Below are 14,991 nucleotides of genomic sequence, written 5' to 3' on the forward strand. Positions count from 1 at the left end.
CCGACCTCCAAATCAGTCGGCAACCTATGAATCAGACCGGATTCGTCCCCGGAACCCCAAAACCTATACCTGAGTCAATTCGTCCACACGGCCTAATGAAGGTCGCATTCCTCTTCGATGACCAACTGAGGAAAGACGCTTGGGCAGCGCGTAGGGAAACCAATTCGGCGAAGAGCGCGTCCGCGTTGGTTACAATCTGCAATGCTCTGCTTTCTCGTGTCGATCGGCTTCCCGACGCACGCTCCCGAGAACTTGTTTCAGGCGCATTGAAGTGGGCAGCGGCGAACCCGTTCGAGATCGAGTATGGCGTTGGCAACAAGGACACGGCCCTGCAGATTTCACCGAACCTAGTCGGCTTTCAGCAGGTTATGCAGGTCATGGCCGTGCAGTCAAACAGGAAGGGGCGCTCCATCCGCAAGATCACGGTTGATCGCCAGACCGAATTCAACAAGGCACAAGGCGAACTTGCGAGCTGGTACGAGAGCCTCCGGGCCGTCAAACATAACACCGATTTCGGTCCAGGTATGCCAAAGTTCGATTATTCGATGATGCCGGAAGTCCCACCAACATTTACGCCCGGCGATGAAAGCGCCGGATTGGAATTGGTGGACGTAACCCTGTGGATCACGAAACGTCTGGAGGAAAAAAAGGATGTTCCCACCCAGCTCAGGCACCTGTTTGCCAGCCAGACCAAGCGCGGACTGATCGACGAAGTTTCACTCGAGGCGATAGACAAGCGCTGGCGGCACCTTTTGTCGCTGCCAGTTCCTGACAAGCCCATTCATGGCGATTTCGAAAGACACTTCGAGGAAGTGGAGGAGGCAAGAAAGGCAACGGTTGCTACGCTGGGATGACCGATACTTTATCGTAAATGAAGACCACGCGCTGGCCGATATTCAGCGACGGTGGGCGGCTAGCGAACCCCTGTCGCTACGGTTCGACGTCATCGGCGTCCGGAAATTCACGGTCGGGAGCAGCAGCCGTTCGGCTGAGCAGCCCGGCATCCTCCAGCGCCTCGATGTCGGGCAGATCGCGCAGCGTCTCCATGCCGAAAGCGATGAGGAAGTGTTTGGTCGTAACGTAGGTATAGGGCGCGCCCGGCGTCGGGCTGCGCGGGCCGGAGGCGAGAAAGTTGGCATTGCGCAGGCTGGCGATGGTGTCGCGGCTGACCTCCTTGCCGAAGATTTTTGACAGGTCGCCGCGGGTGATCGGCTGAAAATACGCGATCGCCACCAGCACCATCGCCTCGAAGTCGGACAGCGCCGGCGGCCCTCCCCCCGTCGACGCTTGCGACGCCCGGATCGCGGACGCGTAGGCCGGACGTGTTAGGTGCTGCCAGCCGCCGGCGACAGAGACGATGTCATAGGGCCGGCCCTTCAACTCCTCGCGCAGGTCATCGATGAGCAAATCGATGCTGCAGTCCTTGCCGACGACACGCGCCAGTGTCTCGCGGCTGACCGGTTCGGCCGCGGCAAAGATCACCGCCTCGACGCGCAGCATCCATTCCCGCCAGCGCAGCTCCGGCGGTAGATTCACCAGCTCCCGATCCAACAAGCGTTCGCTTGCGTCCTTCTTCCGAGACGTCCGTGTTTTGCCAGGTTCATCCGGCTTACCCATCGTCACAGCCCATAGATCCGGAACGCGCTGCGGCCGGACAGTTCGCGCACGCCGCCAAAGCCTTCCAGTCTCTCGAACAGCCGGGTCGCCGCCCAGCGTGAGAGATTGCTGCCGGGCGCCGAGGCTGCCACGGCGTCCTCGTTCAGCAGGGCCTCGATGACGGCGCCGGCGCCCTTCGTCCGAACCTTTGGCGCCGCGGTGCGCAGCGTCTCGGCGCGACGGGCGATCTCGCCAGCGGTGCGCAAGGCCGCGCTCGTTCCCTCGACCACAGCGAGGCAGACGGCGCGGGCGAAGGCGGCATCACCCGGGCGCACGCGGCCCCTGCCCCCAAGCGTCTTAAAGGCGGAGCCATAACGCTCGGCCATCAGCAGCGGCACGGCACAATCCCATTTCAGCAGCGCGGCGATCATCCTATCGGCGAGCATCCAAGCGAGCGGCTCGGCATCCGGCCGCACGGCATGGATGGCCGTGACCAGGTCCGCCGCGGCAAGCGGCGCCGGGCGACCGGATTGCAGCGCGTCATCGGCATAGTCGACGGCCGCGGCCAGCCGATCGTCCCAGGCCAGCCCCAACAGGTCGGCGAGCTCGGCCACCGCTTTCGAGGAAAAGGCGGGTTTTCGCGTGGAAAGCCTTTTGGTGGCCAAAAACACCTTTCCGGCTGGGCCGGGATCGTCGCCAGTTGCGGTGAGCAAAAGCGCGTCCCGCAACGCGGGCTCATTCTCGCTGCGGCCCATCAGCCGGACCGCGACGGCGGCACATTTCAGGGCCTGGCGAGAACGCCAGCAGCCGGCCCAGATGGAGGCAGAGCGGACAAGATCGTCGAGCGATTTCAAGGCGATGCCGGCGGCGAAGGCGGCAGCGAGTTCGTCCGGCTCGCGGCCACGCGGCAGGGCCCAGCCGGGCAACGCGGTCGTGAACGTCGGGGCGGCAACAGACGAGGCGACGGGCGAATCCATGGCCAACAGGTTAGACCAAATGTGCGGACAATGCCAGCATTTTGCCTTATAACCGCACGGCTTGTCTCTCCTCTATAATGACGGATAAGTTTGCATTATCGTTCGTTTTGTTCATTATAAAGAAATGACGCAAATCATCGACGAAAACACCGAATTTGAGCCTCAGGAGAGTTCAGCGCCGCCGCACAGCACGGAGGATTCCGATGCGCTTTCCGGCCGCGTCCTCTCGGCGACCGAGGTCCCTCCCCTGCCGGCCCATCTGCAGGACCTTGCCGATCGCGCCCGCGTCTATGTCGAGGCCGCCAGTTCCGCCAACACGCGAAAGGCCTACGCCTCCGACTGGAAGCACTTTGCCGCCTGGTGCCGGCGCCAAAACCTCTCCCCCCTCCCCCCGGATCCGGCAGTCGTCGCGCTCTACATTACCGCTTGCGCCTCAGGCAGTGCCGTTGGCACAGCCGGCCGCAGCAGCAAGCCGAACAGCGTCTCGACCATCGAGCGTCGTCTCGCCGCGATCGGTTGGAATTGTTCGCAGCGCGGCATGCCGCTCGATCGCAAGGATCGCGCGATCGCCACGGTGATGGCCGGCATCCGCAACAAGCACGCCGCCCCTCCAAGACAGAAGGAAGCCCTGCTGCCGGAAGACCTGATCGCCATGCTGGAGACGCTCGACAGGGGGACCCTGCGCGGCCTGCGCGACCGGGCGATGCTCCTCGTCGGCTTTGCCGGCGGCCTGCGCCGCTCGGAGATCACCGGCCTCGACCTCGGCCGCGGCCAGAGCGAGGACGGCCGCGGCTGGATCGAGATCTTCGACAAGGGGCTGCTCGTGACATTGCGCGGCAAGACCGGCTGGCGCGAGGTGGAGATCGGCCGCGGCTCGTCCGACGCCACCTGCCCGGTCGCCGCGCTGGAAACCTGGATCCGCTTCGCCAAGCTCGCCAAAGGCCCGCTGTTTCGCCGTGTCACCGGTCAGGGCAAGGATATCGGCCCGGACCGGCTGAACGACCAGGAGGTGGCGCGCTTGGTCAAGAAGACTGCGCTTGCCGCCGGTGTGCGCGGCGAGCTATCCGAGGCCGAGCGCGGGGAGAAGTTTGCAGGCCATTCGCTGCGCGCCGGTCTCGCGTCCTCCGCTGAGGTCGACGAGCGACATGTTCAAAAGCAGCTCGGCCATGCCTCGGCGGAGATGACGCGGCGCTATCAGCGCCGACGCGACAGGTTCAGGGTCAATCTCACCAAAGCGGCAGGGCTATAGACTCCCCTCCCCTGTCAGTGAACCTGCTCAGAGCTTGGAACCATGTCGGGAACGCTCTGCGATGCGGGAAAGATCAACCTTCTTGCCCGCGACGTCCGCCACGATCTTCAAGACAGCCTGGGGGGAAGGAGAAAGCCGGTTCGGTCATTCACTGCGCGCCGTGGCCCGATGCCGTTGCGCACGGGCCAGCTCGACAAACCGTCGCTTGACCTCGGCAAACAATGCCGGCGGCAGCGGCCCGAAATATCCTGTATCGCTGTCGACCGGCCGCATGTCCGGACCCGGCCAGACGAACCGGTTGCTTTCGGTCAACACAATCCAGGAACGCTCGTCGTCGAGCCCGAGGCGTCGCTTGGTCGCCGGCGGAATCTCGATCGCGTCTTCAGCATCGGATGGTGGGCTGTGGGTGATCGGCAGCACCCTCACCGCCGGTCTGCCATCCTCAAGATGCGCGACGATCGCCAGCACCAGTGCCGGGCGATCCTTGTCCCCCTCCTCGCGGCCTTCGAGGAGTTGCCAGTGCCAAAGATAGGAATAGCGAAAGACCCAGCCGACCTTCGGTTCAGTCGGCAGCATGTTTTCCCGTCAGAAGCTCGGCGTTGAGATGATCGAGATCCCCCTCCATTGCGGAGGCTTCGATGGCGGCGAGATCGTCATCCCCGAGTGTAGCGGTCAATTCGACGCGCCGGTCGCGTTTCGTCAGTCGCAGGTAATCCTCATAGGCGATCAGCACCGTGCGCGGCCGACCGTTCTTGGTGATGATCACCGGATCGCGGACGGCGGCATCCTGATAGGCGCCAAAATTCTTCGAGACCGCAGCGGCCGTAACAGTGGAGGTCATAGCAAACTCCTTTTTACGGAATATACGGATTTTACGGAAGACTTGCAAGATTGCTGTGCCGCCGGCCGGCGTGCCGACTGTCGGGCGGCGCAGGATGCCACGGCCATCACCGCTGTTGGGCGGCGATAGCGGGATCGACGGTTGCCGACGCTGCTCGGTGAAAAGCATGTCCTTCTACAGTTTCCGCTGCCGGTCGAAGAACTCCGCAAGCAGCTGCGCACTGGCGTCTCCAAGATTTCGTATCATTCCAACGTCACCTGGTGACGCCATGAAACCCGATACGTCAACAGCTTTAAAGTGATGTATCAGATTCAAGCTCGTCCAGCGAGCGGCATGCGCGGACGCAATACAAACCGCGCGCCACGACTTTGCCGCCCCACCTGCAGGACCTCACCGATCGTGCCCGGGTTACGTCGAGGCCGCAAGCTCCGCCAGTACGCGAAAAGCCTATGCCTCCGACTGGAGGCATTTTGCTGCCTGGTGCCGTCGCCAACATCTATCTCCCCTCCCCCCGGATCCAGAAGTCGTCGGGCTCTATCACAGCCTGCGCCTCGGGCACGGTCGAACGCGGCGGCTAACTCAGCAGTGTCTCGACCATCGAGCGACGCCTTACTTCAGCCGCCTTCTGACGAAGACAGCACCTCACTCAGTACCGCCTGGGCGATAGAAAGGCTGTCGGCGGCGAGGTAGGTGTACGCGGGCAGAATCATGAGCTGGCTTATCGTCGCGCTGACAAACTCGGGATTGAGCTTGGCGACCCGATCTTGCGTCTTGCCAGCCTGCTCAGGGAAGGCCTGTAACGCGGAGATGACATCAGCGCGCTCTTGCGCCGCCGCTGCGGCGAGGTCAAAAATATCACGCGGCTTGGCCTCGCTCCCGCGGTAGTAGATCTTCTTCGTGATGATCTCAGGGATGGTTTCAAGATTGACGTCGCGTCCTTCGATCTCGCGGACTTCAAAGGGTGTACTTGTGAGCGGCCCCGCAGCGATGAAGTCGATCTCACCAATGTCCTCGAAGGCAAATTTCTGAAACCGTGCGCCGTCCCCGCCGTAAGATGCCGGAACCTCCCTGAAACGCAGGTCGGCTTTTGCGGGGTCGAGAAATCCCAGGATCTGGCTGTCATCCAGGAAAATATCGATGTCATGGCTTTCCCGGTGACCAATCCGGATCATCATCGCGGTGCCACCGCCTAAAGACCACTGAAACGGGTAGCCGCCGGTTTGGTCCCTGACTTGATCCAGCAGATCACAAGCGATAGCAAAGAGCCGCCGCCACTCCGACGGTCGCTGGTTGTGTGCCTCAACCATCAGGCGGCAAGATGGTAGCTCTCGCCGGACCACGCCGAGAAGTCGGAGGCAAGCATCTTCAGATCATCGACTGCAATACCGAACTCCGCAGCAAACTCGGTCTGCTGATCGAGCGGCACCTCGCCGAAGAAAGAACTGACCTGGCCAGAAAATACCTTGGCAAGCTCAATATCCGAAAGGCAATGAGCCAGCATCGCGCCGTCCAGCTGATTGCTGTAGGGTGCGTTCACCGTCGTCAGGACTGACACAAGGTTCTTGCTCATAGTGTCTCCAACATAAGGAATTCCGACCGTTTTCGCAAGTTTTCCGCGATCTGCCTTGGGGTTCTATCTGTCGTCGGTCGTTTTCCGGTCTGCGATATAAGGGAAGATGTTTCGAGGCCTTTATGCAAAGAGCCGCAGAATCGCCTGGGAGGAGGATGGCAATCCTGACTGGACATAATTTATGTTGCGCCGCACCATCTTTCAAGAAGGAAGCTTGCTTCGGGTCGAAAATTCAATACGCGTTGAAGCGCCAACGGCGTAAGACACGCGCGGACGCAATACAAACCGCGCACTTCGACCTTGCCGCCAATCTTGAAAGAAACCGTAAATGACCGAGCAAACCGAAATGATGACGATATCGAACCGTGGCGACTTCGCCCAGTGGGCCGTTGAACGGGCGAAAGCCATCGTCGCCGAGCAAGGCGGTAATCTGGCGCTTGCCGCGCGCGATCAGGGTGACGCGGAAATTGCCGAGACAGCCAATGCGCTTGGCCAGGCCATCGTCGATGCCCTACTGGAAGTATTCGACGGTCTCTTGCCCCAGGACTGAACGCTCCTGGGTAACAGCCGGCATCTTGGAATAACGCCATATTCATCGAGGCATCCGCCCGGATGAGAGCCACGACGCACCCGAGAATCGTCGCCAGATCCCATAGCGGTCAACCGCTTCACGCGATACCGCTGGCAATAGGCTATGCCGCTGTCCCCCGCCCCCACGACCGTCACGCGGACTTTCTGTCCGTGCCGTTCGCCCTCATTGCGGCCATCAGCATCGGCCCGAGGCTGAATTCACCCCTCGCCGCCTTTCTCGTCAAATCGCGCAGATAGCCGCCGGCCGAATTGATGTGCTCGGCGCGCTCGAGGATGCAGGCAATTGCGACGGCGGCATTTTCCGGCCCAAGCACCTCGCAGGCTTCCTGGTAGGCCGACGGACTGACGCCAAGCATCGATCGTACGACCACCGCGGCCGCCATCACATCGCGCCAACCCCTGATCTGACCCCCGCCCGGCACGTAATCCAGTATCTGCGGGCAAGCCTTCAGCACCATGCTCAACGGATATGCCTTCAACGGCTCGGTGATCCGCTTCGGTTTCTGGCTCGGCTCGGCGCCCTGCTCGTTTTCAGAGCTAGGTTCAAGTTCATTGCTGGATTCGGGTTTTGAATTCTGTATGTGGCAACCATTTTGAACATCATTGCCATCTGTTTTTTGTGAATTTAACTGCATATCCAGGATGTTGACGATCTCATCCCGCAGCATCGTCATTTCCTCGAGTACAGCTTCCGTTTCAATCCGGTTTGAAGCGCGGGGAAGACGAGTCCCAAGAGCGACATACATCGCTTCAATGGCTTCCCAGTCACCGTCAGCCCCCTCATCGATCGCCGCTGTGATTAGCTTGCGGACGTCACGGCGGCAAATCGATAGGGCTTCCTTAGCGCGCTTGAACAGACGCCGCTCCTCGGCAACCTGCTGTGCCAAATGGGCGAGCTCCTCTACACGCGCCAGAAGAGGCGCCAGGCTGAAGCCAAACGCTTTCTCGATCTCGCCGGACCTGGTTCTGTGTGCGTAGCGTTTCCCGTTCGGGCTGTCGTGACGATGGATAAGGCCGGCATCCACGAGCGCCGCCAAATGACGACGAAGCGTTGTGCCGGCGATCCCATGCGCGCGGACTGACAGCTGAGCATTTGAAGGGAAAACCACGAGGCTCTGCCCTTCCGCCAATTCGATATGGGGGTAGAACGTGAGAAGCGCATCCAGAACCGTGATAGCGCGGTCCCCAAGGCCGAGCACACTCTTGGCTTCGCTGACGTCCCGGAAGATTTTCCATTTATCGGCGGTCTTGCCGCTCTTGATTTCGGCTGCCCTCACCTGCCCTTTCACGAGGGCAAGCGACATCGGCCGCCGCCCAAAGGGCGTCGTTACATTCTCGCTCTGCATTTTCCTTCACCTTTCAAAAGGCAAAAGAAATCCGCTCACCAAAATGGCGCCAAAGACTCTTGACTGTGATTCGTGGAAATGCGAATCTCTGGGTGCTTAGATCAGAGGAAGGCTTCCACGGCGGCGACGTTTTGGGGGCCTTTTTCTTTTGCGGGTCTCTCCTTCTCGACCGGTTAGTTCTTGTACGATCCGCCTATTCCGCGGGATCGGCCGATTGATCGTATTCACGCATCAGCTCCGGCATCCGCGCCGCGAGCCAGTGTGCGAAAGCTGCTTCCTGCTTCGGAATGGTGACCATCGCTCCCGACGAGGTTCGTTTCATCTGGCCGAAGACCCTTTCGCCAAGGGAGAAGACGAGCGTTTCGCTCCGCCCTGCATCATCCGCTGGCACTCCACTGGTCGCGCGAATCGCTAGGGTGACGCGCTCGGCGCTCTCCGCCTTCTGGAACGCTGGCGTCTGGAGGATCTTTCGGACCGCCGCCATTCTGTCCGCATCCTTCAGCAGTTCCGCGAAGGCGGTCCATTTTGGGCGGCCAACGCCCTTCGCCCTGCCGATAGCGAAGACGATGTCTTCCGGAATGACGGCCGTGACCCGGAACAGGTGCGACACTGCCGCCTCAGATATCCCGAGCACCGGGCAAATCGCCCGATGCGACAGGCCAGCGCTCTTCAATTGCACCGCCCACATCGCCTGTTCGATCCAAGTGAGGTTTTCCCGCACGCCGTTTTCGAGCGATTGCTCCTCAATCAGCTGGCGGTCGCTCAGGTTGCGGACATAGGCTTTGATCTTGATCGTCTCCGGCCGCTCGGCCTCCGCCATCAGGGCCTTGATGGCCGCCCAGCGGCGGTATCCGTAAGCTAGTTGATAGTGACCGCTCTTGCTGGGGTGTGGCCGAACGAGGACCGGTATCTTCTGCCCTTCGCTGGCGATCGAGGCCTTCAGTGTCTCAAGCTCCGCCTCGGCCTCCCCGTCGTTATCGAAGCGGTCCTTGTACGGCGAGCGCTCGACCTTGTCTGGATCGAGGGAGACGATGCTGTCCTCGGTCAACTGCGTCAGCACTCGACCAACATTGGAGATCACCGGTGACGAATGTCGACGAGGGGGCGGCGCCTTCTCCGACGCATCGGCCGCAGGCATCGCCTCCCCGCGGTTTTCGGCATCAGCCATTCTCTGAAGGATGCTTTTTCTCATACGCTGCGTTCCCAAACCTTATGGACCAGACCCAGGATCTCAAAATTAACGCGATCGGCGCTTTCGAGCGCGCGCTTAAGCGCCTCCCGGCCGACTTCGCCGGTTTCAAGTTCGTAGAGGGACTTCTTAGCGACGGCCGCACCGGCGATCGCTGTTGATTCCAGAGCCTCTGACACGAGCACATCATCGCCGAACAGTCGGCGCATGACGCCGGACATGTATTTCTGCGGTCCATCGTTCGGATTCACACGGGTCAGCAGGAAGCGGAAGAAATCGTGCTCAAAGCGGGCGCCGAACTGCCTTAGAACCTCCGAAAGATCGGAGATCATGATGAGAAACTGGTTGCACGATGCCACATCAAGCATGGCAGGATGGACCGTGACAATAAGTGACGTGGCCGCATAGAGGGCCGCAAGCGTTGAATAGCCGAGCGACGGCGGCGTATCGAGAATGACGATATCGTAACGGTCTTCGACACGTGACAGCGCATTGCCCAGTCGCTCGAAGAAGAGACCGAGGTCATCCCGGCTTCGCGACGTCAGGTGCGACGGGGTGTCAAACTCGAAATCCATGAGCTCGAGGTTGCCTGGCACAAGATCGACGCCAGGAAAATAGGTTGGGCGGATGATGTCCGAAAGCGACCTGCGCTCGTTGTCGTAGCGCATGGCGGCATAGGCGGTTTCATTCTCACCGAGATCGAATTCTGGCTGGATACCAAAGAGCGCTGTCATCGAGGCCTGAGGATCAAGATCGATGCACAGAACCCGATAGCCTTGCAGACCGAGGAAATGCGCGAGATGAATGGAGGTCGTAGTCTTGGAGCTGCCACCTTTGAAATTCGCAGTGGCGATGACCTGCAGTTTCTCTCCGCTACGTCGATAGGGCAGCAGCTCTCCAGCTTCGTCTGGTCGAAGAGCGGCGAGGAACGCACGCAACTCCTTTACTTGCTCAACTGTATAGGTGCGACGGTTGTTGTCCGCTCTCTCCGGCTGTGGCCCTTTGCCTTCTATGGTCAGCTGCCGCAGGGTGCTTTCGGGAACCTTTAGGAGGCGGACCAGATCGAGCGTCGAGAAGGTGCGCGCGAAGGTCTTCATCGCCGTCGGAGGATAGACGGCCTCACGCATATCCTGGAGCTCCGCCGAAAGTTTCGAAGTGTAGGCCTCGATCTTCGATGCGGTATCTCTGACGTTGCGGGAAGTCGGGTTGAGCATCCAATCCTCTTGACGGTTATCGGCTCGATATGAGGCCGTTTCCGTCAGAATTGACAGAGCGGCTCCGATTCTACAAGGGTGTTGTTCTCAGCTGCGATTTTAAGGCGCAAGGACTTTACAGTTGTAAAGCTCGGGAAGGCGCCCGTCACTGAGTGCGCTCTTCTGCAATGCCCATATCCACGGCATTTTGATGACCCATTCGAGAACGACGATGTTGCAGCTCACACACGATACCGAACAGCTTGCCCGCAAGGTCGCGGCCCGCGTTAGTCGCAGACCCGAGGAACTCATTCGTGCAGCGCACGAGCGTGAGGTAACAGAGCTCGGCATACACACTGACCAAGCCGCCAGGTGCCGGATGACGGTCGAGCAGATGATGGCGCTTGGGAGAAAGGTATCTTCTCTCCCGCTACTCGATCCACGCCCAGCAAAAGAGATTTTGGACGATCTTAACGAGCCATGATAGTCGTCGAGACCTCCGCAGCGGTTGCCATCCTTGAGGACGAGGACGATGCTCTCCTCCACGTCCGTGCGATTCAAGACGCCGACAATCTCACGATGTCCGCTGTTAATGCGCATGAATATGCCATCGTATTGCGCCGTCGGCGCGGCCCAAAAGGGGAGGAAAATGCGTGGAATTTCCTCACTGAGAACGACATTCGCATCTCGCCATTCGACGAGGAGCATCCACGCAAGACGTCCGAAGCGTTCGGTCGATGCGGCCCACGCGCTCGCAAAGAGTCTAGCACCGCCGCCGCGATTCAAGGGCCAGGACTTTATTCATACAGATGTTGCAGTGGTGATTTCGCGGGAAATCTGATCTGCATAAGTTCGCTTCAGCACCGATTTCGATCGAGGTGCAGATAAGTACCAGCACTGAAGGAAATGTTGCCGATCCCGATCCTGCACATACCTGCAGCTCGAAAGGCCGGATCATCCGACATACGCGATCAAGCTGGAACGTCTAGTTCATGCCGATCGGCAGGAGTTGCGTATTGCGATCGCGTCGATGAGACTACGCAACTGCGCTATATCATGGTCATCAAGCGCGACATCCCAAAAGAGCCAATTCTCCGGGATGCTGGACACGGTCGCAGTCTGGGCAACGGGACGGCCGACCCTGCTGAAGATCACACCGCCCTTACTAGGCGGCGCTGCTGGATCTGAAGTCGGTGTACGATCCTGTCTCCATCGATCACGGGAATGAATCAATTGGAACGGACTGATTCAAAACACTCGTTGGACAGAGCACTCTGTATCCGCGACGATTCCCTCGATGATCACGCAACTCTACCATATCTACATCGAACGAACCGACGCGTCGAAGAACATGGCCCGCTACTATGCAATGGCAATCGAGCAGACTCTGTTCGGCGATGCCTGCCTTACCCGGCGCTGGGGACGTATCGGCACAATGGGCCAACAATCGGTTCATCATTTCCAGCGGGAGGAAGACGCAGTCCGTTTGTTTCTCGACTTGCTTCACCAAAAACGAACGCGCGGATATCGGCCCGCGAACACAGCGGCGCCCGACTGATGCGCTTGTCGGCAAAGGGGCGAGGTAGCCGAGCAGGTGCACCAGCGAGGAATGAAAGAACCATCGCCACTGAAGGGCAGCCGATTATCCTTCAGCTCTTACCGCAGACTGCCGTGACATTCTCACCACGGCGTGTTGAGCATGCAGATGCCATTGCCGCCGAGTTCGCCGGCAAACCGCGACGAACTGACAGAATTGAGCATCGCGAAGAGAACGAAGAGCTCATCGCTTGGGACCAGGTCGGCGGGCCGTGTGATCGGTTCATGCACAGTTCTCCTCTGCGATTGGCACGATGACGTCGTCACATTCAATGGCCTGTCGTGTCGTGGATCGGCCCCAGATGGTAAGGCCGGCGAAGTCGACATCAACGATCTCATCGTTTTCGATGAGTTTTTCCGCAAGCCAGTCCGATACGATCCAGTGCTCCAATGCCCTTTTGTCATCGGGCACACCATCGTCGTACAATGCACGCGCCGCCTTCGTCAGCGGGTCCTCGGATGAAGCCTCGGCGAGCGTTTCGATCGGTTCGGATGCGCAGCATAGGACCTCTGCTTTCGCAATGTAGGCTGGTGTCTTCATTTTCTCTGTTCCTTCCCGATGGGGACTTGCTGAATAAAATCGGTGACGGCCGCGAGTACGCGGTTTCGTATTTTGCACCGTCGCCTTGGAGGCACAAAGGTCTCGGCGGGATGCTGCAAGGACGGCACGAGGTAAAACCTGCCGGCACACAAAACGCCAGCCAAAGCACATTCGTCTAACCGAAGGCGTGTTCTCGAGCCGGCGCCTTTCGAGTGCTGGGTGTCTTCAGCTGCTCGACAATAGCGTCAAGCTTCCTGAGCACGGTCGCTTCGACGTCATGGGCGTAGGCCTCGAGCTCATCAGCGACGGAAGCGATTTCCTGCCGTCGCAGATCGAAATTGCAATTTCGAGGACAGGATCCTCCCTCGTCACCCAGCCATTGCAAAATCTCGGCGGATGCGAAGGGTCCATCGTGGGCGTCTGCGACGACGACGAACCGCACACAGTCCCGGCCCGAAACATCATCGAGCCTGGCATCACGGATTTCGATAACGTCCGCGAGCCGGAAGACGTCGAAATTGCGGGTCGTATAGATATAGCCGGTGCCAGAAAGCATCTCTCTGACGTCGCGCGAGAAAGCGGGCCCGTCGAATCCGGTTCCATACTTCCCGGCATCGGCCACGATCCCATCCCAGATGGAATCTACTAGCGCTCGGAGTCTCCTTGCACCCGGATCTCTTCGCGCCACCACGCGGATGTTCGCCACCGAAACACGCCCATCAGTCCGAATATCGTCGAGACGAATACTAGTGTATTGAGCGTTGTTGAAATCGCTGTTGTCACGTTTAAGCCTATTCCTCATCGGTTCTATCCATACAAAATCGCAGCGCCCAACGAATATATTCCGGGCTTATTTACTGTTCGTATATATATGCTGCGGCGTATGAATCGAATTGACAAGAGGCCCGACGGAACAAACTCAACAATATTGAATTCTTCCACATCCACCTTAGGAACAGAAATCCCCTTCTTCATTCACGAATGATAGGCGGCTGCTCTTCGGCACTTCACCTTCTACACCACGGCTCTCCTGCCGGCCTGCGTGTGAAGTCTTACATTCAACGACCTTCTTGGCGGTCAAACGGCGTCTGGATCTAGCCGTCCGAGACCGTGTGGCGACGACATGCCCGGCAGGCCGCGAGCGTCACAAAAGGGGAGGGGCGCTTCGCCGTCTGGCCAACCTCCAAGGATCACCGCAATTTTTCGTTCTGACAAGCCGTTGACGTCCATTCCGCCTCGGGCAACGATTTTCATACAACCAGCAACGAAAGCCCGAAATGACTGACTGCATTCTTGAGCGCCAGCCGGCGCAGACCGATCTTTTCACTCAATTCTTGACCGCACTTCATGCCGACGGGATGGAACGCGTTGTTCCCGGCAGGGAGCGCTCACCCGAATGCCCGCGAGCTGGCACCGGTCCGATCCGTGTCGGCGCATGCGAACTTCATCATGGCGATGCCGCGGGCATTCTGCCAACCCTACCGGCTGGGAGCGTCGATCTCATCGTGACGAGCCCTCCCTACAATATCGGGAAGTCCTACGAGACCCGCACGCCCCTGACGCACTATGTCGCGTTCATCGAGCAGATCATCGGCGAATGCCATCGTCTTCTCGGTCCGCACGGAGCGATGTCCTGGCAAGTCGGAAACTACGTGCACAAAGGAGAGGTCATCCCGATCGACAGCCTGATCATTCCGATCTTCCGCAGCCTCGGGATGAAGGTCCGCAATCGCGTGGTCTGGTCCTTTGGCCACGGCCTGCACTGCTCGAAACGGCTGTCGGGACGGCACGAGACAATCGTGTGGGCCACGAAGTCCGACGACTACACCTTCGATCTCGACGCAATCCGCGTTCCGCAGAAATATCCGGGCAAGCGCTACTACAAGGGACCAAGGAAAGGTGAGCTAAGCGGAAACCCGAAAGGGAAGAACCCGGGGGACGTCTGGGACATCTCGAACGTCAAACACAATCATCCGGAAAAGCTCGATCATCCGTGCCAGTTTCCCGAGGAGCTGATCGATCGGCTCGTCCTGTCCCTGACAGCCACGGACGACGTCGTGCTGGATCCGTTCGCCGGCTCCGGCACGGTCGGAGCCGTGTGCAATCGCCTCGGCCGCAAGTCAATTCTCGTCGAGCGTGAGGAGAAATATGTCCGGATGGCCACGCGGCGGCTGGCCGGTCACGCGGTGTAATCACGACCAAGCGGAACTGTCAACGGCGGAGTAAAAACCGGCCACGGGGCGGAGCAAAAGTCGGCCACTGCGGCGCCGGCCTGAGACCGCCGGGAGGGCTTAAGCCCGAG

General features: G+C 59.6%; 18 protein-coding genes and 1 pseudogene. 7 read left to right on the top strand and 12 right to left on the bottom strand.

All coding sequences use genetic code 11. From position 1 onward, the window contains the following. Nucleotides 1–854: hypothetical protein (locus EV665_RS30805; RefSeq protein WP_210234711.1), on the top strand; the 854-nt coding region annotated here is incomplete at its 5' end. A gap of 76 nt (nt 855–930) precedes the next feature. Here EV665_RS30805 and scpB read toward each other — a convergent pair. Further along, nucleotides 931–1,617: an SMC-Scp complex subunit ScpB gene (gene scpB, locus EV665_RS30810; RefSeq protein ID WP_133037093.1), complete on the bottom strand. Its 687-nt coding sequence runs from the start codon at nt 1,615–1,617 to the stop codon at nt 931–933. Nucleotides 1,618–1,619: 2 nt separating this feature from the next. Beyond that, nucleotides 1,620–2,573: a DUF1403 family protein gene (locus EV665_RS30815; protein WP_133037094.1), complete on the bottom strand. Its 954-nt coding sequence runs from the start codon at nt 2,571–2,573 to the stop codon at nt 1,620–1,622. A gap of 124 nt (nt 2,574–2,697) precedes the next feature. Between EV665_RS30815 and EV665_RS30820 the strand changes: the two genes are divergently transcribed. Beyond that, the gene (locus EV665_RS30820; protein ID WP_133037095.1) at nt 2,698–3,822 is read left to right on the top strand and encodes a tyrosine-type recombinase/integrase; all 1,125 of its coding nucleotides are present in this window, start codon (nt 2,698–2,700) and stop codon (nt 3,820–3,822) included. 144 nt (nt 3,823–3,966) lie between these two features. Here EV665_RS30820 and EV665_RS30830 read toward each other — a convergent pair whose 3' ends face one another. Further along, the gene (locus EV665_RS30830) at nt 3,967–4,398 is read right to left on the bottom strand and encodes a plasmid maintenance toxin (PemK-like) (RefSeq protein WP_133037096.1); all 432 of its coding nucleotides are present in this window, start codon (nt 4,396–4,398) and stop codon (nt 3,967–3,969) included. After that, on the bottom strand, nt 4,385–4,663 hold the full coding sequence (locus tag EV665_RS30835) for a type II toxin-antitoxin system Phd/YefM family antitoxin (protein ID WP_133037107.1): 279 nt from the start codon (nt 4,661–4,663) through the stop codon (nt 4,385–4,387). The genes EV665_RS30830 and EV665_RS30835 overlap by 14 nt, the downstream gene beginning before the upstream one ends. A gap of 368 nt (nt 4,664–5,031) precedes the next feature. Here EV665_RS30835 and EV665_RS33000 point away from each other — a divergent pair. After that, nucleotides 5,032–5,238, top strand: a pseudogene (locus EV665_RS33000) (integrase); the annotation flags it as partial. 39 nt (nt 5,239–5,277) lie between these two features. Here the strand turns inward: EV665_RS33000 and EV665_RS30845 are convergent. Further along, on the bottom strand, nt 5,278–5,970 hold the full coding sequence (locus EV665_RS30845) for a nucleotidyl transferase AbiEii/AbiGii toxin family protein (protein ID WP_133037097.1): 693 nt from the start codon (nt 5,968–5,970) through the stop codon (nt 5,278–5,280). Continuing rightward, a complete protein-coding gene (locus EV665_RS30850) occupies nt 5,970–6,233 on the bottom strand; it encodes a hypothetical protein (RefSeq protein ID WP_133037098.1) in 264 nt (87 codons plus the stop codon). Before EV665_RS30850 ends, EV665_RS30845 begins: the two co-directional genes overlap by 1 nt. Nucleotides 6,234–6,561: 328 nt before the next feature. Between EV665_RS30850 and EV665_RS30855 the strand changes: the two genes are divergently transcribed. Next, nucleotides 6,562–6,783 carry a hypothetical protein gene (locus EV665_RS30855; RefSeq protein ID WP_133037099.1) on the top strand — a complete coding sequence of 74 codons (222 nt, stop codon included), beginning with the start codon at nt 6,562–6,564 and terminating at the stop codon, nt 6,781–6,783. A gap of 172 nt (nt 6,784–6,955) precedes the next feature. Here the strand turns inward: EV665_RS30855 and repC are convergent, their stop codons facing one another. The 3 genes from repC to repA form a co-directional block, all read right to left on the bottom strand. Then, nucleotides 6,956–8,170, bottom strand: a complete 1,215-nt coding sequence (gene repC, locus EV665_RS30860) for a plasmid replication protein RepC (protein ID WP_133037100.1) — start codon at nt 8,168–8,170, stop codon at nt 6,956–6,958. A gap of 193 nt (nt 8,171–8,363) precedes the next feature. Continuing rightward, nucleotides 8,364–9,362, bottom strand: coding sequence for a plasmid partitioning protein RepB (repB, locus tag EV665_RS30865; RefSeq protein ID WP_133037101.1), 999 nt, complete (start codon nt 9,360–9,362; stop codon nt 8,364–8,366). After that, the gene (gene repA, locus EV665_RS30870; protein ID WP_133037102.1) at nt 9,359–10,573 is read right to left on the bottom strand and encodes a plasmid partitioning protein RepA; all 1,215 of its coding nucleotides are present in this window, start codon (nt 10,571–10,573) and stop codon (nt 9,359–9,361) included. The genes repB and repA overlap by 4 nt, the downstream gene beginning before the upstream one ends. Before the next feature lie 459 nt (nt 10,574–11,032). Between repA and EV665_RS30880 the strand changes: the two genes are divergently transcribed. Together EV665_RS30880 and EV665_RS30885 are read left to right on the top strand one after the other, a co-directional pair. Continuing rightward, entirely contained in the window at nt 11,033–11,440 is a 408-nt protein-coding gene (locus EV665_RS30880; RefSeq protein ID WP_245507891.1) for a type II toxin-antitoxin system VapC family toxin, read from the top strand. A 409-nt stretch (nt 11,441–11,849) separates the two neighbouring features. Next, nucleotides 11,850–12,110, top strand: coding sequence for a WGR domain-containing protein (locus EV665_RS30885; protein ID WP_133037104.1), 261 nt, complete (start codon nt 11,850–11,852; stop codon nt 12,108–12,110). 122 nt (nt 12,111–12,232) lie between these two features. On the opposite strand, the gene EV665_RS32535 is transcribed toward EV665_RS30885, so the two are convergent. The 3 genes from EV665_RS32535 to EV665_RS30895 form a co-directional block, all read right to left on the bottom strand. Beyond that, nucleotides 12,233–12,379: a hypothetical protein gene (locus tag EV665_RS32535; RefSeq protein ID WP_162853223.1), complete on the bottom strand. Its 147-nt coding sequence runs from the start codon at nt 12,377–12,379 to the stop codon at nt 12,233–12,235. Then, the gene (locus EV665_RS30890) at nt 12,372–12,689 is read right to left on the bottom strand and encodes a hypothetical protein (protein ID WP_133037105.1); all 318 of its coding nucleotides are present in this window, start codon (nt 12,687–12,689) and stop codon (nt 12,372–12,374) included. Before EV665_RS30890 ends, EV665_RS32535 begins: the two co-directional genes overlap by 8 nt. A 175-nt stretch (nt 12,690–12,864) precedes the next feature. After that, nucleotides 12,865–13,311 (bottom strand): hypothetical protein, encoded by a 447-nt coding sequence (locus EV665_RS30895; RefSeq protein ID WP_133037106.1) that lies wholly within the window; start codon nt 13,309–13,311, stop codon nt 12,865–12,867. 655 nt (nt 13,312–13,966) lie between these two features. On the opposite strand from EV665_RS30895, the gene EV665_RS30900 reads away from it, so the two are divergent. Continuing rightward, entirely contained in the window at nt 13,967–14,881 is a 915-nt protein-coding gene (locus EV665_RS30900; protein WP_245507892.1) for a DNA-methyltransferase, read from the top strand. Nucleotides 14,882–14,991: the final 110 nt, after the last annotated feature.

It is taken from the genome of Shinella granuli (genome assembly GCF_004341885.1).
In the GTDB taxonomy this organism is placed as follows: Bacteria; Pseudomonadota; Alphaproteobacteria; order Rhizobiales; family Rhizobiaceae; genus Shinella; species Shinella granuli.

Coding starts and splice junctions, on each gene's coding strand:
- EV665_RS30890 (WP_133037105.1), bottom strand. CDS start 12,689: ATGAAGACACCAGCCTACATTGCGAAAGCAGAGGTCCTATGCTGCGCA.
- EV665_RS30835 (WP_133037107.1), bottom strand. CDS start 4,663: ATGACCTCCACTGTTACGGCCGCTGCGGTCTCGAAGAATTTTGGCGCC.
- EV665_RS30900 (WP_245507892.1), top strand. CDS start 13,967: ATGACTGACTGCATTCTTGAGCGCCAGCCGGCGCAGACCGATCTTTTC.
- EV665_RS30845 (WP_133037097.1), bottom strand. CDS start 5,970: ATGGTTGAGGCACACAACCAGCGACCGTCGGAGTGGCGGCGGCTCTTT.
- EV665_RS30830 (WP_133037096.1), bottom strand. CDS start 4,398: ATGCTGCCGACTGAACCGAAGGTCGGCTGGGTCTTTCGCTATTCCTAT.
- scpB (WP_133037093.1), bottom strand. CDS start 1,617: ATGGGTAAGCCGGATGAACCTGGCAAAACACGGACGTCTCGGAAGAAG.
- repC (WP_133037100.1), bottom strand. CDS start 8,170: ATGCAGAGCGAGAATGTAACGACGCCCTTTGGGCGGCGGCCGATGTCG.
- EV665_RS30850 (WP_133037098.1), bottom strand. CDS start 6,233: ATGAGCAAGAACCTTGTGTCAGTCCTGACGACGGTGAACGCACCCTAC.
- EV665_RS30885 (WP_133037104.1), top strand. CDS start 11,850: ATGATCACGCAACTCTACCATATCTACATCGAACGAACCGACGCGTCG.
- EV665_RS30880 (WP_245507891.1), top strand. CDS start 11,033: ATGATAGTCGTCGAGACCTCCGCAGCGGTTGCCATCCTTGAGGACGAG.
- EV665_RS30855 (WP_133037099.1), top strand. CDS start 6,562: ATGACCGAGCAAACCGAAATGATGACGATATCGAACCGTGGCGACTTC.
- repB (WP_133037101.1), bottom strand. CDS start 9,362: ATGAGAAAAAGCATCCTTCAGAGAATGGCTGATGCCGAAAACCGCGGG.
- EV665_RS30815 (WP_133037094.1), bottom strand. CDS start 2,573: ATGGATTCGCCCGTCGCCTCGTCTGTTGCCGCCCCGACGTTCACGACC.
- repA (WP_133037102.1), bottom strand. CDS start 10,573: ATGCTCAACCCGACTTCCCGCAACGTCAGAGATACCGCATCGAAGATC.
- EV665_RS30820 (WP_133037095.1), top strand. CDS start 2,698: ATGACGCAAATCATCGACGAAAACACCGAATTTGAGCCTCAGGAGAGT.